Origin of the sequence: Streptomyces sp. KL109B (assembly GCF_030766935.1) — a bacterium.
Lineage (GTDB): Bacteria > Actinomycetota > Actinomycetes > Streptomycetales > Streptomycetaceae > Streptomyces.
Genome location: NZ_JASERL010000008.1, coordinates 32,548 through 56,539 on the forward strand (window position 1 = coordinate 32,548; position 23,992 = coordinate 56,539).

General features: G+C 73.7%; 17 protein-coding genes. 9 read left to right on the forward strand and 8 right to left on the reverse strand.

What is annotated here, in order from left to right; translation table 11 throughout:
- Positions 1–291 precede the first annotated feature (291 nt).
- Both cobS and RBJ65_RS25830 read right to left on the reverse strand, forming a co-directional pair.
- Positions 292–1,065 (reverse strand): adenosylcobinamide-GDP ribazoletransferase, encoded by a 774-nt coding sequence (gene cobS / locus RBJ65_RS25825; protein ID WP_306321367.1) that lies wholly within the window; start codon positions 1,063–1,065, stop codon positions 292–294.
- A gap of 105 nt (positions 1,066–1,170) precedes the next feature.
- A complete protein-coding gene (locus tag RBJ65_RS25830) occupies positions 1,171–2,220 on the reverse strand; it encodes a nicotinate-nucleotide--dimethylbenzimidazole phosphoribosyltransferase (RefSeq protein ID WP_306321366.1) in 1,050 nt (349 codons plus the stop codon).
- A gap of 253 nt (positions 2,221–2,473) precedes the next feature.
- Between RBJ65_RS25830 and RBJ65_RS25835 the strand changes: the two genes are divergently transcribed.
- The 6 genes from RBJ65_RS25835 (at position 2,474) to RBJ65_RS25860 (ending at position 17,374) form a co-directional block, all read left to right on the forward strand.
- Positions 2,474–9,265, forward strand: coding sequence for an SDR family NAD(P)-dependent oxidoreductase (locus tag RBJ65_RS25835; RefSeq protein WP_306321386.1), 6,792 nt, complete (start codon positions 2,474–2,476; stop codon positions 9,263–9,265).
- Between the two features lie 87 nt (positions 9,266–9,352).
- The gene (locus RBJ65_RS25840; protein WP_306321365.1) at positions 9,353–13,891 is read left to right on the forward strand and encodes a polyketide synthase; all 4,539 of its coding nucleotides are present in this window, start codon (positions 9,353–9,355) and stop codon (positions 13,889–13,891) included.
- Positions 13,888–14,184 (forward strand): acyl carrier protein, encoded by a 297-nt coding sequence (locus RBJ65_RS25845; protein WP_306321364.1) that lies wholly within the window; start codon positions 13,888–13,890, stop codon positions 14,182–14,184. Before RBJ65_RS25840 ends, RBJ65_RS25845 begins: the two co-directional genes overlap by 4 nt.
- Complete coding sequence (locus tag RBJ65_RS25850) at positions 14,181–15,095, forward strand: alpha/beta fold hydrolase (protein ID WP_306321363.1); 915 nt, start codon at positions 14,181–14,183, stop codon at positions 15,093–15,095. The genes RBJ65_RS25845 and RBJ65_RS25850 overlap by 4 nt, the downstream gene beginning before the upstream one ends.
- On the forward strand, positions 15,092–16,285 hold the full coding sequence (locus RBJ65_RS25855) for a glycosyltransferase (protein WP_306321362.1): 1,194 nt from the start codon (positions 15,092–15,094) through the stop codon (positions 16,283–16,285). The genes RBJ65_RS25850 and RBJ65_RS25855 overlap by 4 nt, the downstream gene beginning before the upstream one ends.
- Before the next feature lie 21 nt (positions 16,286–16,306).
- Positions 16,307–17,374 (forward strand): class I SAM-dependent methyltransferase, encoded by a 1,068-nt coding sequence (locus tag RBJ65_RS25860; protein ID WP_306321361.1) that lies wholly within the window; start codon positions 16,307–16,309, stop codon positions 17,372–17,374.
- Positions 17,375–17,395: 21 nt separating this feature from the next.
- On the opposite strand, the gene RBJ65_RS25865 is transcribed toward RBJ65_RS25860, so the two are convergent.
- Together RBJ65_RS25865 and RBJ65_RS25870 are read right to left on the reverse strand one after the other, a co-directional pair.
- Positions 17,396–18,253, reverse strand: a complete 858-nt coding sequence (locus tag RBJ65_RS25865; RefSeq protein WP_306321360.1) for a class I SAM-dependent methyltransferase — start codon at positions 18,251–18,253, stop codon at positions 17,396–17,398.
- Between the two features lie 76 nt (positions 18,254–18,329).
- On the reverse strand, positions 18,330–19,535 hold the full coding sequence (locus tag RBJ65_RS25870) for a bifunctional adenosylcobinamide kinase/adenosylcobinamide-phosphate guanylyltransferase (protein ID WP_306321359.1): 1,206 nt from the start codon (positions 19,533–19,535) through the stop codon (positions 18,330–18,332).
- 78 nt (positions 19,536–19,613) lie between these two features.
- On the opposite strand from RBJ65_RS25870, the gene RBJ65_RS25875 reads away from it, so the two are divergent.
- A complete protein-coding gene (locus tag RBJ65_RS25875; protein WP_306321358.1) occupies positions 19,614–19,838 on the forward strand; it encodes a hypothetical protein in 225 nt (74 codons plus the stop codon).
- Positions 19,839–20,004: 166 nt separating this feature from the next.
- Here RBJ65_RS25875 and RBJ65_RS25880 read toward each other — a convergent pair whose 3' ends face one another.
- Complete coding sequence (locus RBJ65_RS25880) at positions 20,005–20,712, reverse strand: bifunctional 2-polyprenyl-6-hydroxyphenol methylase/3-demethylubiquinol 3-O-methyltransferase UbiG (RefSeq protein WP_306321385.1); 708 nt, start codon at positions 20,710–20,712, stop codon at positions 20,005–20,007.
- 125 nt (positions 20,713–20,837) lie between these two features.
- The gene (locus RBJ65_RS25885) at positions 20,838–21,464 is read right to left on the reverse strand and encodes a DUF3043 domain-containing protein (RefSeq protein ID WP_306321357.1); all 627 of its coding nucleotides are present in this window, start codon (positions 21,462–21,464) and stop codon (positions 20,838–20,840) included.
- A gap of 235 nt (positions 21,465–21,699) precedes the next feature.
- On the opposite strand from RBJ65_RS25885, the gene RBJ65_RS25890 reads away from it, so the two are divergent.
- Both RBJ65_RS25890 and RBJ65_RS25895 read left to right on the forward strand, forming a co-directional pair.
- Positions 21,700–22,497 (forward strand): PspA/IM30 family protein, encoded by a 798-nt coding sequence (locus RBJ65_RS25890; protein WP_306321356.1) that lies wholly within the window; start codon positions 21,700–21,702, stop codon positions 22,495–22,497.
- A gap of 38 nt (positions 22,498–22,535) precedes the next feature.
- Positions 22,536–22,814, forward strand: a complete 279-nt coding sequence (locus RBJ65_RS25895; RefSeq protein ID WP_306321355.1) for a hypothetical protein — start codon at positions 22,536–22,538, stop codon at positions 22,812–22,814.
- A 19-nt stretch (positions 22,815–22,833) separates the two neighbouring features.
- Here the strand turns inward: RBJ65_RS25895 and RBJ65_RS25900 are convergent, their stop codons facing one another.
- Complete coding sequence (locus tag RBJ65_RS25900) at positions 22,834–23,466, reverse strand: dihydrofolate reductase family protein (RefSeq protein ID WP_306321354.1); 633 nt, start codon at positions 23,464–23,466, stop codon at positions 22,834–22,836.
- Complete coding sequence (locus RBJ65_RS25905) at positions 23,466–23,990, reverse strand: SRPBCC family protein (RefSeq protein ID WP_306321353.1); 525 nt, start codon at positions 23,988–23,990, stop codon at positions 23,466–23,468. Before RBJ65_RS25905 ends, RBJ65_RS25900 begins: the two co-directional genes overlap by 1 nt.
- Between the last annotated feature and the right edge of the window lie 2 nt (positions 23,991–23,992).

A 23,992-nucleotide genomic window follows, 5' to 3' on the forward strand; every position in this document is an offset into this window, starting at 1 on the left:
GTTGGCCCGCCCGGGGCCGAGCCTACGCCCGTCGTTCTTGGGCCGCTCCGTACAGGTGCGCCCCGCCGCTGGGGCGCTGCCCCAGACCCCGCTGCTCAATCGCCGCAGGGGCTTGAAAAGCGACGGTCGCCGCTGGGGCTTGAAAGGCGACGGGCGCCGCGGGGGCTTGAAGAGCGACGGTCGCCGCTGGGGCTTGAAAGGCGACGGGCGCCGCGGGGGCTTGAAAGGCGACGGGCGCCGTGGGGGCTTGAAGGGCGACGGGCGCCGTGGGGGCTTGAAGAGCTGAGTGGCTCAGCCCAAGACCAGGATCACCAGTGCCGTGGTGGCCGCTGTTTCGGCGATGGCGCCGAAGACGTCGCCGGTTACGCCGCCGAAGCGGGACACGCAGCGCCGCGACAGCAGTTCGGCCGCGCCGCAGCCCAGGACCACGGCGAGCGCGCCCTGCACCGAGAACGCGGCGGTCACCGCGACCACCACCGCGCCCGCGATCAGGGCGGCCCGCCGGGACACGGTCTCCGCGACCGCCGCGCCGAGGCCCTCCGGGCGGGCGGCGGGGACGCCGGTGCGGGAGGCGAAGGTGAGGGCGAGGCGGGCGGTGACGGCGCAGACGGCGGCGGCGAGGGCGCCGTGCCACCAGGACCGGCCGAACAGCTCGGCCAGCGCGGCGACTTGGGCGAACAGCGCCAGGACGAGCGTGACGACACCGAAGGGGCCGATGTCCGACTGCTTCATGATCCGCAGCGCGTCATCGGCGGGCTTCCCGCTGCCGAGGCCGTCCGCGACGTCCGCGAGCCCGTCGAGGTGCAGCCCCCGGGTGAGCGCCGCGGGCACCGCGACCGCGGCCACGGCGGCGAGCAGCGCCCCCGCCCCGAGCCACGCCAGCACCCCGCCGAGCACGCCCGCCCCGACCCCGACGACGAGCCCGGCGAGCGGCGCGCACAACATTCCTGCGCGGGCGGCCTCCCGGTCCCAGCGGGTGACGCTCACGGGGAGCACGGTCAGGGTCCCGAAGGCGAAACGTATGCCGTCGGGTACGGAGGCGGAGGAGGAGGCGCTTGCGGACACTGGGGGAGAGTACCTGCCGGTCAGGCGCCTGCGCCGGGTGGGCAAATCAAGCCCCGCCGTCGGACGACAGCCCGCGGGGTCCGGGGCGGAGCCCCGGGGCGTGGGCTACGCCTTCGTCTCCGGGAGTTCGGCCGCCAGGGCGGCGGCTGCCTGGACGAGGGGAAGGGCGAGAAGCCCGCCCGTGCCGCCGCCGACGTGGACGTCCTGGTCCAGGAGGACGTCCATCGCCATCCGGTCGAGCGCCTTCGCCTGGGCCGGCTCGCCGCTGGCGTGGGAGGCCAGCCACCAGTCAGGCGCGCGGAACGCGACCCGCTGCGCGACGAGCGCACACGCCGCGGAGACGACCCCGTCGAGCAGCACCGGCGTACGCCGCACCGCGCACTGGAGAAGGAAGCCCGTCGCCGCGGCCAAGTCGGCTCCGCCCACCGTCGCCAGCAACTGCAACTGGTCCCCGAGGACCGGCCGGGCCCGCCGCAGCGCGTCGCGGATCGCCGCGCACTTGCGCATCCAGGCGAGGTCGTCGATCGGGTCGCCGCCCCGGCCCGTCACCACGGACGCGTCCGTGCCGCACAGCGCCGCGATGAGCGTGGCCGCCGCCGTCGTACCGCCGACGCTGATGTCGCCGAGGACGACGAGATCCGTACCGGAGTCGGCCTCCTCGTCGGCGATCGCCATGCCCGCGCGGAACGCGGCCTCCGCCTCTTCGAGGGTGAGCGCGTCCTCGGTGTCGATGCGCCCCGAGCCGCGCCGCACCCGACGCGCGTCGACGGACTCCGGCAGCTCGTCGGGCTCGCAGTCGAGCGACACGTCGACGACCCGTACGCCGACGCCCAGTTGGCGCGCGAGCACCGCGCCCGTGGAGGCGCCCTCGACGACCTCGCGCACGAGAGCGGCGGCGCCGCCCGCCGCCCGCTTCGACACGTCGAGTCCGGCGACGCCGTGGTCGCCCGCGAAGAGGACCACGCGCGGGCGCGCGACGGGCCGCACGGGAACCGCGCCCTGGGCGGCGCTCAGCCACTCGCCCAGTTCGTCGAGGCGGCCGAGCGCGCCGGGCGGCACGGCGAAGCGGGCCCTGCGCTCCTCCGCGTCGCGGCGGGTCCCGCCGTCGGGGCGCTCGATCAGATCGGTGAAGTCGTCGAGGTTCAGCGAGCTCATTCGCCGAACAGTACCGGCCGTGCCCGAGGTCTGGCCCCGGCCGCACCGTCCGTCACCGGACACCGATGGGTGCGTCTTTCCGACGGATGGTTACGCCATGTGGTGAGTCAACTGCGGAGGGTCATGGAATGGGGTGCGGGTGATCGTTTACGTTCACGTCTGCGTCGGATTGTCGTATCTCGCGCGCATGTTGCAGCAGTGCAGAACATGACAGGAGTCATCTCCCTTGACCGTGCTCACCGCGACGCCCCCGATGGTCATCGGCGTCACCCCGTTCTCGGAGCCCGACGCCCGCCTCGCCGCCGCCGTCAGCAGAGCGGGCGGACTGGGCGTTCTCGATCTGGGGCGCGGTGGCCGCCGGGCCCGCGAGGCCCTCGCCCTCGCGCGCGCCTGGAGCCCGGCCGCCTTCGGTGTCCGCGTCCCCGCCGACTGCGATCTGCACCCCGACGAGATCCAGGACCCCGAGGGCGCGGGCCCGCACACCGTCCTCCTCGCCCCCGGCGCCCCCTGGCGCGTCGGACACGTCCAGGCCCCCTACGTGTACGCCGAGGTGACCGACGTCGACCAGGCGCGCGACGCGGTCGCGCAGGGTGCCGCCGGACTCGTCGTACGAGGGGGTGAATGCGGCGGCCCCGGCGGGGAGTTGTCGACGTTCGTGCTGCTCCAGCAGGTGCTCGCCGAGGTCGAAGGGGCGGGCGACGCCGTGCCCGTGTGGGCCTGCGGCGGCATCGGGCCGCGCACCGCCGCGGCAGCCGTCCTCGCGGGCGCCACCGGCGTCGTACTCGACACCCAACTCGCCCTCCTCGACGAGGCCGCTCAGGTACCGCCCGCCGTGGCCGCGCTGCTGCGCACCGCCGACGGCACCGAGACCGTCGTCGTGGCCGGGCGGCGGGTCCTCGACCGGCGCCGCCCCGGGGTTCCCGCCGAACTCCACGACGAACCGCTCCCGCTCGGCCAGGACGCCTTCCTCGCCGCCCGGTTCGCCGACCGGTACGGGACGACGGCGCGCGCCGTCGAGGCCGTACGCGACGGGATCGCGCGCGCGGGCCGGGCATCAGCCGCCGACGTACTGCGGCCCGGCACCACCATGTGCCGCGCCCTCGGCACCCGGCTGCCCGTCGCCCAGGGCCCGATGACGCGCGTCAGCGACCAGGCGCGGTTCGCCGCCGCGGTCGCCGAAGGGGACGGGCTGCCGTTCGTCGCGCTCGCCCTCGCCGGACCCGAGCAGGCCCGCACGATGCTGGAGCGGACCCGGGACGCGCTCGGCGACCGGCCCTGGGGCGTCGGCATCCTCGGCTTCGCGCCCGAAGAGGTGCGCACCGCACAGCTCGCGGCGGTCCGCGCGCTGCGCCCCAGCCACGTGATCATCGCGGGCGGCCGGCCCTCGCAGGCCGCCGACCTGGAGGCCGACGGCATCCGCGCCTTCCTGCACGTGCCATCGCCGGGGCTGCTCGGCCAGTTCCTCGGGGCGGGCGCGCGGCGCTTCGTCTTCGAGGGCGCCGAGTGCGGCGGACACATCGGCCCGCGCAACAGCTTCCCGCTCTGGGAGGCCCAACTCGCCGTCCTGGCCGACTTCCTGGAATCGCCGGAGGGCCGGGACCTCGACCCCGCCGACGTACAGGTGCTGTTCGCGGGCGGCGTCCACGACGAGCGTTCGGCCGCGATGGTCGCCGCGCTCGCCGCCGACCTCACCGAACGCGGCGTGTCCGTCGGGGTGTTGATGGGAACGGCGTACCTCTTTACGAAGGAGGCGGTCGAGTCCGGCGCCATCAAGCCGCTCTTCCAGGAGCAGGTGCTCTCCGCCGAGAGCACCGCTCTCCTTCACACCGCGCCCGGCCACGCCACCCGCTGCGTACCGAGCCCGTTCTCCGACACGTACCAGCAGCTCAAGGACGAACTGCGGGACCAGGGCGTGCCCGACCGGCAGGCATGGGAGGAGCTGGAGCGGCTCAACGTCGGCCGGCTGCGCCTCGCCAGCAAGGGCATCGAGCGGGTCGGCGACGAGCTCGTCGACGTCGGCGAGGACCGGCAGCGCTACGACGGGATGTTCATGGCCGGCGAGGTCGCGGTGCTGCGCGCCGCGATCACGACGATCGCGCGGCTGCACCAGGGGGTGACGGACGGGGCGGCCGAGTTCTACGCGCGGCGCGCCCCGGCCCTGGCCGCGCCGGAAGCGGCGGCGGAAGCGGGCGCGCCCGAGCCGCTCGACATCGCCGTCGTCGGCATGGCCGGAATGTTCCCGCAGGCCGAGGACCTGTCCGCCTTCTGGGCGCACGTCCTCGGCGGCGTCGACGCCGTCACCGAAGTGCCCGCCGAACGCTGGGACCCCGACCTCTACTACGGCGAGGACGCCGACGCCGCCGACGTCTCCGCGTCCAAGTGGGGCGGCTTCCTGCCCCGCATCCCCTTCGACCCACTGGCCTACGGGATTCCGCCCGCGTCCCTCGCGAGCATCGAACCGGTGCAGCTGCTCGCCCTGGAGGCGGCGCGCAGGGCGCTCGTCGACGCGGGCTACGACCCGTACGGAGAGCGGGAGTTCCCGCGCGAGCGTACGAGCGTCGTGTTCGGCGCGGAGGCGGGCAGCGACACGTCGGGCGCGACCACGCTGCGCACGGTCCTCCCCTCGTACGTGGGCCGGTTGCCGGACGAACTGGCGGAGCAGCTACCGGAGTTGACCGAGGACTCGTTCCCCGGGCTGCTCGCCAACGTCATCGCGGGCCGGATCGCCAACCGCCTGGACCTCGGCGGCGCCAACTACACCGTCGACGCCGCGTGCGCCTCCTCGCTCACGGCCGTCGACGTCGCCTGCAAGGAACTGGTCAGCGGCGCCTCGGACCTGGCGCTGTGCGGCGGCGCCGACCTGCACAACGGCATCAACGACTTCCTGCTCTTCTCGTCCGTGCACGCCCTGTCGAAGACCGGCCGCTGCCGCCCCTTCGCCGCCGACGCCGACGGCATCGCGCTGGGGGAGGGCGTCGCGTGCGTGGTCCTGAAGCGGCTCGCGGACGCGGAGCGCGACGGCGACCGCGTGTACTCCGTGATCAAGGGGGTGGGCGCCGCGAGCGACGGGCGCGCCCTCGGGCTCACGGCGCCGCGCCCGCAGGGACAGCGGCTCGCGCTGGAGCGGGCATACGCGCAGGCCCGGGTCTCGCCCGCACAGGTCGGCCTCATCGAGGGGCACGGCACCGGGACCGTCGTCGGCGACCGCACCGAACTCGGCGTACTGAGCGAGGTGTTCGAGGAGGCGGGCGCCGCGCCGGGCGGCTGTGTCGTCGGCTCGGTCAAGTCCCAGATCGGCCACACCAAGTGCGCGGCCGGGCTCGCCGGCCTCATCAAGACCTCCCTCGCCCTGCACACCGGCGTCCGCCCGCCGACCCTCCACATCACCGAACCCAACCCGGCGTGGACCGGCGTCGACGACAGCCCCTTCGTCTTCCACGACCGCGCGCTGCCGTGGGCGGCGCCGGTCTCCGAACGGGTCGCGGGCGTCAGCGCGTTCGGCTTCGGCGGTACCAACTTCCACGTCGTGCTGCGCGCCCACGACGGCGCGCTGCCGCCGCGCCGGGGAGCCGGGGAGTGGCCCGCGGAGCTGTTCGTCTTCCGCAGCGCGGCGGCGGTCGAGGAGCTGCGGGCCCTGTGCGGCGAGAACGATGGGGCCGGTCGCCCCTGGACCCTGCGCGACCTCGCGCTCACGGCCGCGCGGAGGGCGGAGCGGGAGCGGGGGAGGGGGCCGGTGGAGTCGGCGGCGGTGGTGGGGTCCGTCGACGAACTGGGTGTGGTGCTCGGGAAGTTGGCGGCAGGGGAGGTCGCGGAGGGGGTGTGGCATCGGGGCGAGGGGGCGGCGACCGACGGCAAGGTCGCCTTCCTCTTCCCCGGGCAGGGGAGCCAACGGCCCGGCATGCTCGCCGAGTTGTTCGTCGCGTTCCCCGAGGCGCAGCGCCACCTCGTCGGCGCGCCCGTGTCCGAGCTCTTCCCGCCCGCGTCCTTCGACAGCGCCGAACGAGCGGCGCAGCGCGCCCGGCTCACCGACACCCGCAACGCCCAACCCGCCCTCGGCGCCGTCTCGTTGGCCGCGTACGACGTGCTCACCTCGCTCGGCGTACGCGCCGACATGGCGGCTGGCCACTCCTACGGAGAGCTGGTCGCCCTGTGCGCGGCGGGCAGCGTCGACCCGGACCGGCTCGGCGCGCTCAGCCGCGCCCGCGCCGAGGCGATCCTCGGGGCGATCGACGACGACCCCGGCGCGATGGCCGCGGTGTCGGCGGGGGCCGAGGACATCGAACGCGTACTGGCGGAGCACCACCTCGCCGACGAGGTCGTCGCCGCCAACCACAACGCGCCCGCCCAGACGGTGATCTCCGGCCGCACGGAGGGCGTGGCCCGCGCGGTGGACGCGCTCGCGCGGGCCGGGCTCGCCGCGAGCGAACTGCCCGTGGCCTGCGCGTTCCACAGCCCGCTCGTCGCGGACGCGGTGCCGCGCTTCGCCGCCGAACTCGCCCACGAGACGGTGCGGGTCCCCGAATTCCCGGTCTGGGCCAACCTCACCGGCACCCGCTACCCCGACGCCCCCGCCGACGTACGCCGCCACGCCACGGAGCAGATCGGCGCGCCCGTCCGGTTCGCCGAGCAGATCGAGGCGATGTACGACGCCGGGGCGCGGATCTTCGTGGAGGCGGGCCCCGGGACCGTACTCACCGGGCTCGTCGGCAAGGTCCTCGGCGACCGCCCGTACGTGGCCGTGCCGTTCGAGCCGCGCGCCGACGCGGGGCTGCGCGGGCACCTTGAGGCGCTGGCGAGGCTCGCCGTGGCCGGGGTTCCGGTCGCGGTGACCCGGCTGTTCGCGGGGCGCGACGCGGTGCTCGCGGAGGCGGGGGGCGGGAAGCGGCCCGGCTGGACCGTCGACGGTCACGTCGTCCGGACCGCGGACGGCGACCACCTTCCGGGCGCGCTGCGGCCCGCCCGGCGTATCTCCACCTTGCCCACCTTGTCCACATCGGAGGCGAACCCTGTGACCGGCAGCGACAGCGAAGACGAACTCCTGCACGCGTTTCTGCGGGGCAGCCGCGAGATGGTGGCGGCGCAGCGGGATGTCCTCCTGACGTACTTCGGGGCGGGTGGCGGGGAGCGGCCGGCGGTGGCGCCGGTGGCTCCCGTGGGGCCGGTGGAGGTGCCGGTGGCGCCGGTGGAGGTGGCCGAGGTGGCCGAGGTGGCCGAGGCGCCGGAGGTCGTCGCGGAGCCCGTCGAGGTGGATGTGCGGGCCGAGGTGCTGGCCGTCATCGCCGAACGCACGGGGTACCCGGTCGACATGATCGAGCCGGACCTCGACCTCGAGGCGGATCTGAGCGTGGACTCGATCAAGCGGACGGAGATCGCGGGAGAGTTGGGGCGCAGGCTGCTCGGGGCGGGGGTGGATCTGCGGGCGCTGCCCGACGCGGAGCTGGAGGCGTTGACGCGGGCGCGGACGGTGGCGGAGATCTCCGAGTGGTTGGGGGAGCGGGTGCCCGTTCCGGAGCGGTCGGCCGTTCCCACGTCGCGGGGCTCTGCCCCGGACCCCGCGGACTGTCGTCCGACGGCGGGGCTTGAATTGCCCGAACCGGGGCTGGGGCTTGATGTGGTTGAACCGGTGCGGGGGAGCGTTCCGAGGCGGTGGGTGGTGCGGAGCGTTGGGGTGGGGGCGGCCGTCGATGGGCCGGTGGATCTTCGGGGGCGGAGGTTCCTGGTTGTCGGGGAGGGGACTCCCGTGGCGCAGGCGCTCGTCGCGCGGCTCGGCGCCCTCGGGGCGACGGCGACCCGGGACCCGGACGCGGCGGAGCTGGATGGCCTCGTTCACGTAGGGGCGTTGTCGGATGCGGGGGAGGTGGTTCTTCCGGATGGCTATCCCCTGTTCCGGCGGGCCCTGCGGGAGCACGGGCTCCGTCATCTGCTCTGCGCCCGGTACCCGGGTGACACCAATGGGCTCGGTGGGCTCTTCCGGACCGTCGCCCAGGAGTACCCGGACACCGTCGCCCGCGCCGTCGACCTCGACCCGAACGCCTCCCCGGCCGAGCAGGCGGAGGCGCTGGTCGAGGAGTTGGCCGCGCCCGACCGCACCCCGGTGGTCCTGCGCACGGACGGCACGCGCCGCACCCCGGAACCGTACGAGTGCCCGCTCACCCTCCCCGGGGGCGAAGGTGCGGTGGACGCGGCGGTGCTCGGGCTCGGCCCTGACTCCGTCGTCGTCCTGGCCGGCGGCGCCCGCGGCATCACGGCCCGCTTCGCCGTCGCGCTCGCCACGGCGTCCCGGTGCCGTATCGAACTGCTTGGGCGGACTCAACTCCCGGACACGGAAGGGGAAGACGAGTTCGTCGGCGCCCGCGACAAGCAGGCGCTGCGTGCCGCGCTCGCCGCCAAGGGGGTCACGGACGTCCGTGAGATCGACCGCGAGGCGACCCGCGTCCTCGCCGCCCGCGAGGTCCGGTCCACCCTCGACGAGATCCACGCGGCGGGCGGCCGGGCCCACTACCGCGCGGTCGACCTGCGCGACACCGAGGCGGTCCAGCAGGCGGTCAAGGACACGTACGAGCGCTACGGCCGCGTCGACGGCGTCGTACACGCGGCGGGCGTCATCGAGGACCGGCTGATCGACGCGAAGGACGCCGACTCCTTCGGCCGGGTCTACGGCACGAAGGTGGACGGCGCGCGCGCCCTGCTCGCCGCCCTGCACCGGCTGCCCGAACGCCCCGCGTTCACCGTCCTGTTCGGCTCCATCGCCGCCGTCCACGGCAACCGGGGCCAGGCCGACTACGCCGCCGCGAACGACGCCCTCGCCGCGCTCGGGCGCCGCTGGCGGGACGCCACCGGACGGCGGGCGCTGACGGTGCACTGGGGGCCGTGGGCGCCGACCGGAACGCACGACGGAATGGTCACGCCGGAACTCGGCCGCGAGTACGCGCGGCGCGGCATCGAGCTCATCGACCCGGAGGAGGGCGTCCTCGCGCTCCTGCGCGAACTCGCCTGGGGCGACCAGGACACGGACGAGGTCGTCTACACCCCGTCGGGCTGGTGACCCGTGTCCATCGCCACCAGTCGTACGTCGTGCGGTGCCGCCGCCCCGTCGCCGCCGCCCACGCGGTGTCCCGTCGCCGTCGTCGGCATGGCCGTCACCCTCCCCGGCGCCGCCGACCTCACCACCTACTGGCGCAACATCGAGTCCGGCACGCCCTCCCTCACGGACGTGCCGCCGTCCCGCTGGGACCCGGACACCTACGGCGGCGACGCCCCCGACGGCATCTACTGCCGGCGCGGCGGGTTCATCGACGGGCTCCCGGAACTCGCCGCGTTCGACCCCACCGCGTACGGCATCATGCCGGGCTCGGTCCCGGCCACCGAACCGGACCAGCTGATCGCCCTGCGCACCGCCGCCGAGGCGCTGGACGACGCCGGTGGCGCCGACCGGCTGCCCGATCCCGCCCGCGTCGGCGTCGTCCTGGGGCGCGGCGGTTATCTCACCGACGGCGTGGTCCGGCTCGACCAGCGTGTCCGTACCTCGGCCCAACTGGCGCGCACCCTCGCCGAGTTGCTGCCCGACCTTCCCGAGGAGCGCCTCGCCGAGATCCGTACCGCCTTCTGCGGCGCGCTGCGCACCCCCGACACCCCCGAGTCCGTCATCGGCCTCGTCCCGAACTTCGCCGCGTCCCGCATCGCCAACCGCCTCGACCTGCGCGGCCCCGCCTACACCGTCGACGCGGCCTGCGCCTCCTCCCTCGTCGCCCTCGACCACGCCGTCACGGAACTCGCGAGCGGCCGCTGCGACGTGATGCTCGCGGGCGGCGTGCACCACTGCCACGACATCACGCTGTGGTCGGTCTTCGCCCGGCTCGGCGCGCTGTCGCCGTCCCAGCGGAGCAGGCCCTTCCACCGTGAGGCCGACGGCGTGCTGATGGGCGAGGGCACCGGAGTCGTCGTCCTCAAGCGGCTCGACGACGCCGTGCGCGACGGCGACCGGATCTACTCCGTCGTACGAGGTGTGGGAGTGGCCGGGGACGGGCGCGCCGCCTCCCTCGTCAACCCGGACCCCGGCGGGCAGGCCCGCGCCGTCCGCCTCGCCTGGGAGGACGCCGGGCTCGACCCGCGGGCCGTCGACTCCCTCGGCCTCCTGGAGGCCCACGGCACCGGCACCCCGAACGGCGACGCCGCCGAACTCGCCACGCTCACCGATGTGTTCGGCCAAGGCGAGGGCGGGGGCGAGGGTGTCGCCATCGGCTCCGTGAAGGCTCTCGTCGGGCACACCATGCCCGCCGCCGGGGTCGCCGGGCTCATCAAGGCCTCGCTCGCCATCCATCACGGCGTACTCCCGCCGGGCCAGCACACCGACGACCCGCATCCGGCGCTGCTCGAAACCCGCTTCCGGCCGCTGCCCGAGGCCCGCCCGTGGGCCTCCTCCGGCCTCCGCAGGGCCGCCGTCAACGCTTTCGGCTTCGGCGGCATCAACGCCCACGTCGTACTGGAGCAGCCGCCCACGGCGACCGCCGGGCCCGGCGGCCGGCGGGCCCCGGACACCTCCTCCGCCACCGCCACCGCCTCCGCCACGGCCACCGTCGTCGAGCCGGACGCCCTCCTGCGGATCTCCGCCCCCGACCCGCACGCCCTCGCCGCCCTCCTGGGCGCCGAGGACGACGCCGCCCTCCGCGCGCACGCGCACAGCCCCCGAGGCCAGGGCCCCACCAGGCTCGCCGTCCTCGACCCCACCCCCAAGCGCCTCGCGCTGGCCCGCAAACTGGCGGCCGCCGCGAAGCCCTGGCCGGGCCGCACCGACGTATGGCACGCGCCGAGTCCCCTCCTCGGTCCGGTGGCGGGCGGCAAGGTCGCCTATCTCTATCCGGGGCTCGAAGCCGACTTCGACCCTCAACTCGACGATGTCGCCGCCCACTTCGGCCTTCGCGTGCCCGGCTGGGACGCCTCCGTCGGCGATGTCGCGCGGCACGGCGCGGCCGTCGTGGAGACGGGGCGCTTCCTCACCGACGCCCTGCGCCGTGCGGGGATCCGGCCGCAGGCCGTCGCCGGGCACAGCGTCGGCGAGTGGACCGCGATGGCGGCCGGCGGGCTGTACACCGATGCCGAAGTCGACGCGTTCCTACGGGACTTCGACCCGGCCACCGTCCACGTACCCGGCCTTGCCTTCGCCGCCTTCGGTGCCTCCGCCGACCGTGTGGCGCGGGCCATCGCCGAACTCCCCGGCCAGGAACGCTGCGTCCTGTCCCACGACAACGCGCCCCAGCAGTCCATCGCCTGCGGCCCCGCCGAGCAGATCGACCGGCTCACGCAGCGGCTGCGCGAAGAGGGCGTGCTCGGACAGACGCTGCCGTTCGAGTCCGGATTCCACACTCCGATGCTCGCGCCGTACGTCGACCCGATGCGCCGCGCGGCCGAGACGCTCAGCCTGCGCGCCCCGCACACCCCGGTCTGGTCCGGCACCACCGCGAGCCCCTTCCCGGCACAGATCGCGGCCGTCCGCGCGCTCTTCGTGCGGCACCTGCTGGAACCGGTGCGGTTCCGGCAGCTCACCGAGTCCCTCTACGCGTCCGGGTTCCGGGCCTTCGTGCAGCCCGGCGTCGGCCAGCTCCCGGCCCTGGTCTCCGACACCCTCGCCGAGCGCGACCACCTCGCCGTGACCGCCAACTCGCCACGGCACTCCGGAATGTCCCAGCTGACGCGGGTGGCCGCGGCCCTGTGGGCGTACGGGGCGGAGCCGGACTTCGAGGCGCTGCGCGTTGCCCGTGGGCCCGCGGGCACCGGCCGTCCGGGCGCCGGTTCCCGGACCGTGCCCATCGACCTCGGTTCGGGGCTCGTCTCTCTGGACGGGGCCGTGCGCGAGCGGCTGCGGCTGACCCTGGACGGCGGCGCGGGCGCCGCCTCCCGGCTCGACGAGGTCTCCGAGAAGTTCCCCGCGGCGCGCGAACTGAAGGCGCTCCTGGACGAGACCGGGGCGACGGCGGGGGAGCTGTTCGCGGCGCGGCGGGCGACGAGGGGCGGGCGACGGTCGCGTACGCCCCAGCCCAAGGCCCAGCCGAAGCCCCAGCCCCAGCCGAAGGCGCAGGCCCAGGCCACGGCCCCGGCCCCCGCCCCCGCGCACGCGTCGAGCCGCGTCCTCACCGTCGGCCTCGCCACCCACCCGTACCTGAGGGACCACTGTTTCTTCGACCAGCGGGCCGACTGGCCGGACCTCGCCGACAACTGGCCGATCGTCCCCGCCACCACGATCGTGCGGCTGATGGCGGACGAGGTCCCCGGCACCCCGGTCACCGTGAAGGACGCCCGCTTCCTGGAGTGGGTGGTCGCCGAGCCGCCCGCCGAGGTCGTCCTCGACACGACGGAGACCGCGCCCGGCAGCCACGACGTCACCTTCGGCCGGCACGCCCGCGCCACCGTCGTCACCGCCCCCGGCTACCCGCTGCCACCACCCGCCTGGCGGCTCCCGGACCCCGCCGACGAGCGCCGCCCCACCGTCTCCGCCCAGCAGATGTACGACGAGCGCTGGATGTTCCACGGCCCCCTCTTCCAGGGCGTCACCGAGATCCTCGGCGTGGGGGACCGGCACGTGCGCGGCACGCTCAGCACGCCGCCCGCGCCCGGCGCGCTCCTCGACAACGTCGGGCAGCTCCTCGGCTACTGGCTCATCGCGACGCACACCGACCGCACCGTCGTCTTCCCCATCGGCATCCAGGAAGCCCGCTTCCACGGCCCGCACCCGGCCCCCGGCACCGAGGTGAGCTGCGACATCCGCGTCACCACGGTCACCGACACACTGCTGACGGCCGATGTGCAGCTGTGCGTGGACGGCGTGGTGTGGGCGGAGCTCGAGGGCTGGCAGGACCGGCGCTTCGACTCGCCCGCCCGGATCGACCCGGTCAAGCGGCGCCCCGCCGAAAACACCCTGTCCGAGGCCATGCCGGGCGGCTGGCAGCTCGCCTTCGAGTACTGGCCCGACCCGGCCTCCCGCGACCTGATGATGCGCAACCAGCTCGCGGGCGACGAGCGCCGCCAGTACGCGCGGCATCCGCCGCGCGGCAAGCGCCAGTGGTTCCTCGGCCGGATCGCCGCGAAGGACGCGGTCCGCCGGCACCTGTGGGACCGGGAGTCGGCGGGACCGGTCTACCCCGGCGAGGTCCGCATCGCCAACGACGCCTCCGGAGCGCCCTTCCCCGAAGGCGTCCACGGACGTCGACTCCCGCCGCTCGCACTGTCGTTGGCGCACTGCGCGGAGGCGGGCGTCGCGCTCGCCAGAAGCGCGGACCAGGGGCCCGTCGGCATCGACATCGAGGAGGTCACCGAGCGCCCCGAAGCCACGTACGAGGCCGTGCTCGCGCCCATCGAGCGCCCCCTGTTCGAGGAGCTCACCGCCCTCGGCATCGAACCGGCCCGCGCCCTGACCCGCTTCTGGTCCGCGAAGGAGGCGGCCGCGAAGGCGGCGGGCACCGGGCTGCGGGGCCGCCCCCGCGACTTCACCGTCACCGGGTTCGACGGGGGCGGCGCCGACGACCTGACCGTGCGCGGACCCGCGCCCGCCCACCCCACGTACCGCGTGCGCCTCGCGGAGACGGCGAACCCGCCGGGTCTGCCGCCTCGCGCGTACGTAGTCGCCTGGACCACCGACACCATCGGCACCATCGTCAAGGAGCCCACCACACCATGACAGCAACCCCCGCCACCGTGACCGAGACGAGTGTCCTGGCCGAGCTGACGGACGTGCTCGGCTCGGTCCTGGACGCCGACGAGCTGGAGTTCATCGAGATCACCATGGACACCCGGTTCGTCGAGGACCTCGACCTGGAGTCCATCGACCTGGTCACCCTCACCGGAGAGCTGCGGCGCCGCTACGGCGACGCCGTCGACTTCCCCGCCTGGTTCGCCTCCCTCGAACTCTCCGAGATCGTCGGCCTCTCCGTCGGGCAGGTCGTCCGCTACGTCGTCGGGCAGCTGCGGTGACGGCACTCGACACCGGCGACATCCGCCTCAATGTCGAACGCCTGGGCCCCCAGGGGGAGTCCGTGGAGACGGTCGTCCTCATCCACGGCATCGCCACCGACAACCTCACGTCCTACTACTTCACCGTCGCCCCCGAGTTCGCGGCGGCCGGCTACGACGTCGTGATGTACGACCAGCGGGGGCACGGGCGCAGCGAACGCCCCGAACAGGGCTACGGCGTCGAGGAGTTCACCGAGGACCTGCGCTCCCTCCTCGACACCCTCGGCCTGACCGGCCGGCCCGTCCACCTCGTCGGCAACTCCTTCGGCGGCACGGTCGCCCTCGACTTCGCGCTGCACCATCCGGAGCGGGTCGCGAGCGTCCTGATGGTCGAGTCGGAGCCGCCGACGGACGCGTGGGCGCGGAAGATGAGCGGGCTGCTCGCGGGCTCCGCCCACCAGCTCCACGACGCGCGCACGCTCCCCTGGATCGAGGAGAAGTACGGCCGGCACGAGGCGCGCCTGGTGCGCTGGTCCCAGCGGCTCCTCCACCACACGTCGATCTGCGCGGACATCGCGGCGAGCCGCATCCCCGAGGAGCCGCGCTGGCGGGCCCTGACCACCCCCGTCTTCGCGATCTACGGTGCGAACTCCGACCTCGCGGAGATGGCGCCCTGGCTGTCCGCCCTCCTGCCCAACTGCCGTACGGAGCGCATCGAGGGCCACGGTCACGCGGTTCTCATTGGTGCGCCCGAGGCCATCGCCCCCCGACTCCTGGGTTGGCTGCGTGAAACGTCACCCGGTCCCACGCCCCGGGGCTCCGCCCCGGACCCCGCTGCTCAATCGCCGCAGGGGCTTGATGTGCCGCATCGTGCCCCGGACCCCGCTGCTCAATCGCCGCAGGAGCTCAATAACCGGGGGGTCGCGACATGACCCGGTATCTGTTCGTCGTGCCGCCGCTCGTGGGGCACATCAACCCGCTCGTCGGCGTCGCCGCCGAACTGACCGCTCGCGGGCACCGGGTCGCCTGGGCGGGCCACCCGGACTACATCAACGAACTCGTGGGCCCGGCGGCCGACCTGTACCCCTGCGACACCCCGTCAGGACTGCACCGGCCGCCCGAGCTGCGCGGCATCGCCGCCCTGCAGTTCCTCTGGCAGGAGTTCTTCGTCCCGCTCGCCGACTCCATGGCCCCCGGGGTGGACCGCGCCATCGCCGCCTTCCACCCCGACGTCGTCGTCACCGACCAGCAGACCGTCGCAGGCGCCCTCGCGGCGGAGCGCCACCACCTCCCGTACGTCACATCGGCCACCACCCCCGCCGAGTTCAGCGGCTCCCTGGACAGCGTGCCGAAGGTCGCGGAGTGGATCGCCGGGCTGCTGACCGAGCTGCGCGCGCGCCACGGCGCCACCGAGCCGCACGACCTCCGCTTCTCCCCGCACGGCGTACTCGCCTTCAGCACCCCGGAGCTGGCGGGACAGGCCGAACGGCCCGGCATCCACTGGGTCGGCCCCGCGATCGCCGAACGCCCCGCCCCCGACTTCCCCTGGGAGTGGCTCGACCCGGACCGCGCCCTCGTCCTCGTCTCCCTCGGCACCGTCAACACCAACGTCGGCGCCCGCTTCCTCACCGAGTGCGCCGCGGCCGCCCACGCACGGAGAAACCGGCTGCAAACGGTGATCGTCGACCCTGGCGGCGTACTGACGGACGACGAGGCCGGGCCGGGGTCCGACGACAGCGTTCTCGTCGCGCCCCGCGTCCCCCAACTCCCGCTCCTGGAACGGGCGTCCGCCGTCGTCTGCCACGCCGGTCACAACACCGTCGCCGAATCCCTGTGGCACGGCGTCCCGCTCGTCGTCGCCCCCGTCCGCGACGACCAGCCGGTCATCGCCGCGCAGGTCACGGAGTGCGGCGCGGGTGTCCGCGTGCGCTTCGGACGGGCCGGCCGCGAGCACATCGGCGCCGCCCTGGACGCCGTACTCACCCAGCCGGAACACCGCGCCGCCGCGCTGCGCGTGCAGTCCGCCTTCCGGGCCGCCGGGGGAGCCGCCGCCGCGGCCGACCACCTCGAAGCCCTCGCCCCCACCCCCACCCGCCTCGCCGAGGCCGAACTCCCCACATAACGCCAGGAGTTGAACGTACGCATGGCACCCTCCGCCCAGGCCGTGGCCGAACGCCGACCCGCCTACCTCACCGAACTCGCCCAGGGCACCGAACGCTTCCACGAGCCGCGTCGCACCGACTGCCCCTGGTGCGGCGCCGCGCGCCTGCGCACCCGGCTGCGCACCACCGACCTCTTCCAGGGAAAGCCCGGCACCTTCGTCGTCGACCAGTGCCGGTCCTGCGGCCACTCGTTCCAGAACCCCTGCCTCACCCCCGAGGGCCTGGACTTCTACTACCGGGACTTCTACGACGGCCTCAACGGCGGCAGCGTGGAGAGCCTCTTCGACGTCAAGTCCTCCGGCGGCCGCTACCGGTCGAGCGCCCGCGCCCTGGCCGCGCACCTCGAACCCGAGAGCTGGCTCGACGTCGGCACCAGCCACGGCCACTTCCCCGCCGTCGCCAAGGAGGTCCTGCCGTACACGGCGTTCGACGGGCTCGACATGGGGGAGAGCGTCGAGGAGGGCCGCAGGGCCGGGCGCATCGAGGAGGCCCACCGCGGCCGCCTCGTCGACCTCGCGCCCGGTCTCGAAGGCCGGTACGACGCGATGAGCATGTTCCACTACCTGGAGCACTCGCTCGACCCGCGCCAGGAGTTGAAGGCCGCGCACCGCGTGCTGCGCCCCGGCGGCCACCTGATGATCGAGGTCCCCGACCCCGAGAGCCGGTTCTCCTCGCTCCTCGGCAAGTGGTGGCTGCCCTACTTCCAGCCGCAGCACCTGCACTTCATCACGCTCGGCAACCTCCGGACCGAGCTGCGCGCCCTCGGCTACACGGTCGTCGCCGTCGACCGCCGCGAGCCGCACCAGCCGGTCGACCTGACGGCGGCCTACATGATGCTCGCCAGCCAGCTCCTGCCGGACGAGGACGCCCCCTGGCGCACCAAGGCGCCCACCGCCCTCAAGCGCGGCGTACGCAAGGCCGTCATGCTGGCCTCGCTGCCCGGGGCCGTGGCGTGCTGGCTGGTCGACCAGCTCATCTCCCCCCTGGTCCGCCGCAGCCGCTTCTCGAACGCCTACCGCGTCATCGCACGCCGCGACCCGGACGCGTAACTCCCGCTGTTGGTCGGGGAGTTACCGGAAACGGATCTCCGTCACCGCAGGCGAGATCGAGCGGAACACCGGCACCTTGTGCTGCCGCTCGATCAGCCACCCGAGCCGGCCCCGCCCCGGCGGCATCGTCAGGCCCCGCACCCGGGCGAACCGCTGCCCGCCCACCGTCAGCTTCCACCGCTCGTCCGCCGCCATGGACCAGTGCATCGGCGGAATCGTCAGCCGCCCCACCGTGAGCTTCCCCTGCCGCGTCGCCCTGGTCACCCAGCGCGGCAGCGAGTCCAACACCAGGGCGCCGCCCGGGAGTTCACGCGCGCACGCGTCGAGCACCGAGCGCACCTCGGCGGGCCGCAGATACATGAACAGGCCCTGCGCCGTCACCACGCACCCCTTGTCCCGGTCCCGCACCTCCTCCAGCCAGCCGAGGTCGGTGACGGACGCGGACACGATGTGGTGCCGCGGATGCTCGGGCAGCAGCCGACGGCGCAGCTCGGCGGCCTCGGGCAGCTCCACGCTCAGCCACTGCAGCCGCCCGTTGTCGCAGCGCCAGAACGCCGTCTCCAGGCCCTCGCCGAGCGCCACCACCGTCGCGTACGGATGGGTGGCGACGTAGTTCTGCACGGCCTGGTCGAATACCAGCGACCGCAGCCCCTGGACCTGTGAGAACAGCGGATGCGGCGGGCCGAGCCGCTCCTCGAAGGGGTAGTCGATCGCGTCGACGAGCCGCTGCGCCATGGGGTCGTCGAGGACCGAGTCGGGACGGCGCGCCTCGCACGCCCGGTTCCACAACGTCCACAACAGCGTCTCGGGTACGCCGTCGAGCTCGGGCCTGATCTTCGTCTCGGGGATCTCGCGTACGGCCTGATCGGTGAGGGTCATACCGGACACGACAGGCGAAGCGGCCGCCCCGGGCAAGCGGACAGGCCCGCACGGGCCACACCGTCAGCCGCGCGGCTCAGCCGCGCAGCGCAAGCGCCTGACCGGCGACGACCAGCAGCACGTGCTCGCACTCGGAGGCGAACGCCGCGTTCAGGCGCCCGAGTTCGTCCCGGTAGCGGCGCCCCGAGGCGGTCGCGGGCACGATCCCCGAACCCACCTCGTTCGACACGGCGACGACGGTCCGCCGCGTCCGCCGCACGGCGTCGACCAACCCGGCCACCCGCTCCCGCAGCGCCCGCTCACCACCGCCCGCCCACTCGGCGTCGTCCCACGCCCCGACCTCGTCCATCGCATAGGTCAGCCACAACGACAGACAATCAATGAGCAGCGGAGCGGAATCCTCCCGGTCATCCAGGAGCGGCACGAGATCACAGGTCTCCGCCGTCCGCCAGGACCCCGGCCGCCGCTCCCGGTGCGCCGCCACCCGCCGCGCCCACTCGGTGTCCCCACCGCGCGTCCCACCGGTCGCCACGTACAGCACATCAGGAAACGCCTCGAGCCTCCGCTCCGCCTCCACCGACTTCCCCGACCGCGCCCCGCCGAGCACCAGCGTCCTGTGCGGCACGTCGGGCACCTCCTCGTACGCCCCGATGTCCAGCGTCGTCCCGTCCGGCACGGCCCGCGCGCCCGCGGCCGCCAGCCGCCGCGCCAGCTCCGGGCCCGGCGGTACATCATGATCGATGTGCACGGCGACGACATCGGTGGTCGCCCCGATCGCCCCCGCCGACCGCAGCCGCGCCAGCGCGTCCGGCCGCCCGACGACATCGGCGAGCACCATCTCGTACGGCGCCCGCGGCTCGTCGAACCCGGCGGGCGCGGCCCCCGGCGGCAGATACAGCAGCCGCTCACCCTCAGGACCGGTCACCTCGTAGCCGGTCCCCGGCGCGTCCAGGGCCAGCGCCCGCACCCGGTGCCCGCTCATGAGCGCCAGCTCCCGCCCGTCCGGCACCCGCCCCGGCTGCGGCAGCCCGGCCGGCACTTCGACCGCGGGCCCGTCGTGCGGATGCGACAGCAACACCTGCCGTACGCCGCCGAGGCTGTGCCCCGACCGGGCCGCGGCGAAGGCGGCCCCCGGCGTCAGGTCGAGCAGCAGCGTCCCGTCGATCAGGGCCGCCGTCGCGGCGCGGGCATCACGGCCGAGCGCGGTCGCGCAGGCGGCGCAGGGGCAGTCGGGGCGGGGCAGCCCTTCGGGGCCACCGGTGCCGAGCAGTGTCAGTTCCACAGGAAGATCCTCCCGCGCCGCCTCGACCGACGCGCGCCCGGATAGGCTTCCGGGGACATCCGATACCGGGAGGCTGACATGGCGGCGTGGACGTGGCGGTTCGAGAAGTCCGACGGCACGGAGGTGCCTCCGGCGGTCCAACCCGAGGAGTTCCCCACGCAGGGCGACGCGGAGTCCTGGGTCGGCGAGTACTGGAAGCAACTCGCCGACGGCGGCGCCGACCAGGTCACCCTCTTCGAGGACGACACCAAGATCTACGGCCCGATGAGCCTCCACGCGGAGGACGCGGAAGCAGACGCATAGCGCAACTCAAGCCCCTGCGGCGCTTCAGCAGCCGGGCCCGGGGCAAAAGTGCCCCATTCAAGCCCCTGCGGCGCTTGAGCAGCGGGGTCCGGGGCAGAGCCCCGCGAGCGCAACGACATCCGCCGAAGCGAAGACGGTCGAGGAGGGACTCCGTCCCCCTCGACCGTCACCCCCGCACCCCGCACAAATGCAAGAGCGCCGCCACCCCCCGATACGGATCAAGACGCCCCGCCTTCTCCTCCGCCGCGAGCAACGTCTGCAACTCCCCGTGCTCCGGCACCGGCACGTCGTCCGACGCCTGATCGGAGAAGACCCGCACCCCGTACCACGCGTGCAACGGCGCCCCGATCCCCGCCAACGTCTCCGTCAGCGCGCCGAGCCGGTCGGCCCGCACATCGAGCCCGAGCCGATTCGTGTACTTCGTCGTCTCGAAGGCACCCAGCGCCGTGATCCAGTCACCGGCCATCCCGGGCCGCATCGCGAGCGCGTCCCCATTGCGTACGACGAGGGACAGCAGCCCGCCCGGCGCCAGCATCCGCGCCAGACCCGCGAGCAGCGCGTCGGGATCCTCGACGTACATCAGGACGCCGTGACAGAGCACGACGTCGAAGCTGCCGGGCAGGAAGTGGACCCCGGTGTCCATGCCGTTGCCCTGCACGAGCCGGACCCGCTCACGCACCCCCGCGGGCTCCGCCGCGAGCGCCCGGCCCGCGACGCCCACCATCTCCGGATCCTGCTCCACACCGGTCACCTTGTGCCCGGAGCGGGCGAGCCGCAGCGCCTGCGTGCCCTGGCCCATGCCCACGTCGAGCACCCGCAGCCGCTGGCCGACGGGGAACCGCCCGGCTACCTGCTCGTCGAGCTGCCGGGCCACGAGCTCCTGGCGCACGGTGTTGCGCAGGCCGCCGAGCTTGTCCAGCCAGGAGTGCACGGCCGCACCGGCGAAAGCCTCGGTGCCCGCGCCGTCCGGTCTGCCCGCGCTGTCCGCGCTGTTCGCGGTCAGGGCCGCTCTCCGCGCTTGACCTGCGGCTTCGGCAGGCGGAGGCGCTTCATCTGGAGCGTGCGCATCAGCGCGTACGCGACGGCGCCCTTGCGGCGCTCGTTCGGGAACTTCTCCGCGAGGATCTTCCGCAGCCGGAAACCGGTCACCGCGGAGTCGATCACGATCGCGACGATCACGAACAGCCACAGCAGCAGCGCGATGTTCTGCAGCGAACCGACGCGGATCATGCTCAGGACGAGGATGACCACCGCCATCGGCAGGAAGTACTCGGCGATCGCGAAGCGCGAGTCGACGAAGTCGCGCGCGAACTTGCGCACCGGGCCCTTGTCACGGGCCGGCAGGTAACGCTCGTCGCCGTTGGCCAGCGCCTCGCGCTGGCGCGCCATCGCGGTGCGCCGCTCGTCGCGCGTGCGGCTGCGGGCCTCCTTCGGCGTCATCTTGGTGTTGGCCACGCTGCGGCGCTGCGTCTGTGCCTCGCTGCGCTTCGGCGTGGGGCGGCCCTTGGGCGCCTGCGGGTCTCGGGGCTGCTTGGACATGGAGACCTTGGCCTGAGCGGCCTGGGCCTTGTCGTCCTTGGATCGGCTACGGAACACAATTGCCAAGAGTACGTGGTGGTCATGCATCGACCACAGGCCCGTGGGGAACGATCCGACAACGCCCTGCGTCTTCCCCTGCGTCCCTCGTCAGGGGTCATCTACTCCTTGCGCCGGAGCGGCGCCGGAAGCAGTCGTCCTCGGGGATGAGCGCATCCGTGCCTGAACAGTGCGGTAATAGAGGCAGGACCCGTACTGTGGTTTCTGTCGCAGTGCTGGAGCTGGACCATCGGCTGGATCTGTCAGAAGGGGGCGCGCGAAGCCCATGAGCGGTGTCATGAAGCGTATGGGGATGATCTTCCGCGCGAAGGCGAACAAGGCCCTTGACCGGGCCGAGGACCCGCGCGAGACCCTCGATTACTCGTACCAGAAGCAACTGGAGCTGCTGCAGAAGGTACGCCGGGGGGTCGCGGACGTGGCGACGTCCCGCAAGCGCCTGGAACTGCAGCTGGGTCAGCTCCAGTCCCAGTCGTCCAAGCTCGAGGACCAGGGCCGCAAGGCACTCGCGCTCGGCCGCGAGGACCTGGCCCGCGAGGCGCTCTCCCGGCGCGCCGCCCTCCAGCAGCAGGTGACCGACCTGGAGACGCAGCACCAGACGCTCCAGGGCGAGGAGGAGAAGCTCACTCTCGCGGCCCAGCGGCTCCAGGCGAAGGTCGACGCCTTCCGTACGAAGAAGGAGACCATCAAGGCGACCTACACCGCGGCCCAGGCACAGACCCGGATCGGCGAGGCGTTCTCCGGCATCTCCGAGGAGATGGGCGACGTCGGCATGGCGATCCAGCGCGCCGAGGACAAGACGGCCCAGCTGCAGGCGCGGGCCGGCGCCATCGACGAGCTGCTCGCCTCCGGCGCCCTCGACGACTCCTCGGGCCTGGCCAAGGACGACATCCAGTCCGAGCTGGACCGGCTCTCCGGTGGTACGGATGTAGAGCTGGAACTGCAGCGCATGAAGGCGGAGCTGTCCGGAGGCTCGTCCGCATCGCAGACGGCGATCGAGGGCGGCGAGGGCCAGGCCGGTCCGGCGCAGCAGCCCCAGGACACCCCGCGCTTCGACAAGCAGTAGTGCCTGTGCAGTGCCCGTAGTGCCTTGAGGAGGCCGACATGATCGTTCGCATCATGGGGGAGGGCCAGGTGGAGTTGGCGGACAGCCACTTCGCCGAACTCAACAAGCTCGACGACGAACTCCTCGAGGAGATGGAGGGCGGTGACGAGGCGGGCTTCCGCCGCACGCTCACCGCTCTGCTGGACGCGGTCCGCCGCCTCGGCGCTCCGCTTCCGGACGACGCGTTGGAGCCCTCGGAGCTGATCCTGCCGGCGGCCGACGCGACCCTCGCCGAGGTCCGCGACATGCTCAGCGACGACGGCCTGATCCCGGGGTGACCGTCGCCGCTCGGCCCGGTTACCTCGGGCGCACGGCGTAGGTCAGGTGCGTCACCCGCGGCGACGGCTCCGAGCGCACCGGCTCCAGCGCGATCCTGGACGCGTCCACGCCCTCGAAGAGGCGGATGCCGGTGCCGAACAGCACGGGTGACAGCGCGATCGAGAACTCGTCGACCAGGCCCGCGTTCAGATACTCCAGGATCGTCGCGCCACCGCCCGCGATGCGCACGTCCAGGTCGTGGCCGTGTTCGCCGGCGGCCTCGCGGGCCCGCTCGAGCGCGGCCTCGATGCCGTCGTTGACGAAGTGGAACGTGGTCCCGCCCGGCCGCTCCCAGGGGTCGCGCTTCTCGTGCGTCACGACGTACACCGGCGTGTGGAAGGGCGCGTTCTCCGGCCACATCTCCTCGCCCGCGTCGAACATCCGCTTGCCCATGACGCTCGCTCCGGTGCGCTCGAACGTCTCCCGCACGATGTCGTTGTCGCGGCCCTCCTCGCCGCCCCCGCCGAGCCCGAGGTTCTCCCGGAAGGCGCGCTGCGGGAAGAGCCACCGCTGCAGTTCCATCCACTGCCGCCCCATCAGCTCCCCGGTGGACGTGGGCGCCATGAACCCGTCCAGCGACATCGTGACGCTGAAGAACACCTTCCCGGCCATCAGCTCTTCGCCCCCTTCTCTGTTGTCCGCGTCCGAACGATCTCGGCGACGTAGGCCGCCAAGTTGCTGAGGGTCTGCCGCCCGCCCTCGACCGCGTGGTACTTCTCGACCGCCTCGTCGCGCAGTTCCTTGGTACGGAACACCGTGCGCATCACGAGCCGGGTGGCCGCGCCGTGCGACGCGAAGGTCAGGACGGACTCGAAGGCGTCCGGGTCGTCCCGGCGCTCGCCGTGCAGCAGCTCGATCCGCTCCGGCGGGGTGATCCGCAGCCAGCGGATCCACTCGGGATGGTCGACCCCGTCCGGCCCGTGCATCACGAAGGTCCACTCCCCGCCCTCGCGGAACTCGAAGGACCGCGTGGTGGTGCTGAAGCCCTCCGGGCCCCACCAGTGCGACAGGTGCCGAACCTCGGTGAACGCCTCGAAGACCAACTCCGGCGGCGCGTCGACGAGCCGCGAGACCACGATCTCCCGGTCGTCCGCCGCCACCTGCTCCGCCCGCATGCCGTTCCTCGCCTCTGCCATCG

What these genes read in the sequence shown, in the direction of transcription:
- RBJ65_RS25855 (WP_306321362.1), top strand. Translation starts at nt 15,092, where the DNA reads ATGACCCGGTATCTGTTCGTCGTGCCGCCGCTCGTGGGGCACATCAAC.
- RBJ65_RS25875 (WP_306321358.1), top strand. Translation starts at nt 19,614, where the DNA reads ATGGCGGCGTGGACGTGGCGGTTCGAGAAGTCCGACGGCACGGAGGTG.
- RBJ65_RS25830 (WP_306321366.1), bottom strand. Translation starts at nt 2,220, where the DNA reads ATGAGCTCGCTGAACCTCGACGACTTCACCGATCTGATCGAGCGCCCC.
- RBJ65_RS25835 (WP_306321386.1), top strand. Translation starts at nt 2,474, where the DNA reads ATGGTCATCGGCGTCACCCCGTTCTCGGAGCCCGACGCCCGCCTCGCC.
- RBJ65_RS25865 (WP_306321360.1), bottom strand. Translation starts at nt 18,253, where the DNA reads ATGACCCTCACCGATCAGGCCGTACGCGAGATCCCCGAGACGAAGATC.
- RBJ65_RS25860 (WP_306321361.1), top strand. Translation starts at nt 16,307, where the DNA reads ATGGCACCCTCCGCCCAGGCCGTGGCCGAACGCCGACCCGCCTACCTC.
- RBJ65_RS25900 (WP_306321354.1), bottom strand. Translation starts at nt 23,466, where the DNA reads ATGGCCGGGAAGGTGTTCTTCAGCGTCACGATGTCGCTGGACGGGTTC.
- RBJ65_RS25895 (WP_306321355.1), top strand. Translation starts at nt 22,536, where the DNA reads ATGATCGTTCGCATCATGGGGGAGGGCCAGGTGGAGTTGGCGGACAGC.
- RBJ65_RS25905 (WP_306321353.1), bottom strand. Translation starts at nt 23,990, where the DNA reads ATGGCAGAGGCGAGGAACGGCATGCGGGCGGAGCAGGTGGCGGCGGAC.
- RBJ65_RS25890 (WP_306321356.1), top strand. Translation starts at nt 21,700, where the DNA reads ATGAGCGGTGTCATGAAGCGTATGGGGATGATCTTCCGCGCGAAGGCG.
- RBJ65_RS25885 (WP_306321357.1), bottom strand. Translation starts at nt 21,464, where the DNA reads ATGCATGACCACCACGTACTCTTGGCAATTGTGTTCCGTAGCCGATCC.
- RBJ65_RS25845 (WP_306321364.1), top strand. Translation starts at nt 13,888, where the DNA reads ATGACAGCAACCCCCGCCACCGTGACCGAGACGAGTGTCCTGGCCGAG.
- RBJ65_RS25840 (WP_306321365.1), top strand. Translation starts at nt 9,353, where the DNA reads ATGGCCGTCACCCTCCCCGGCGCCGCCGACCTCACCACCTACTGGCGC.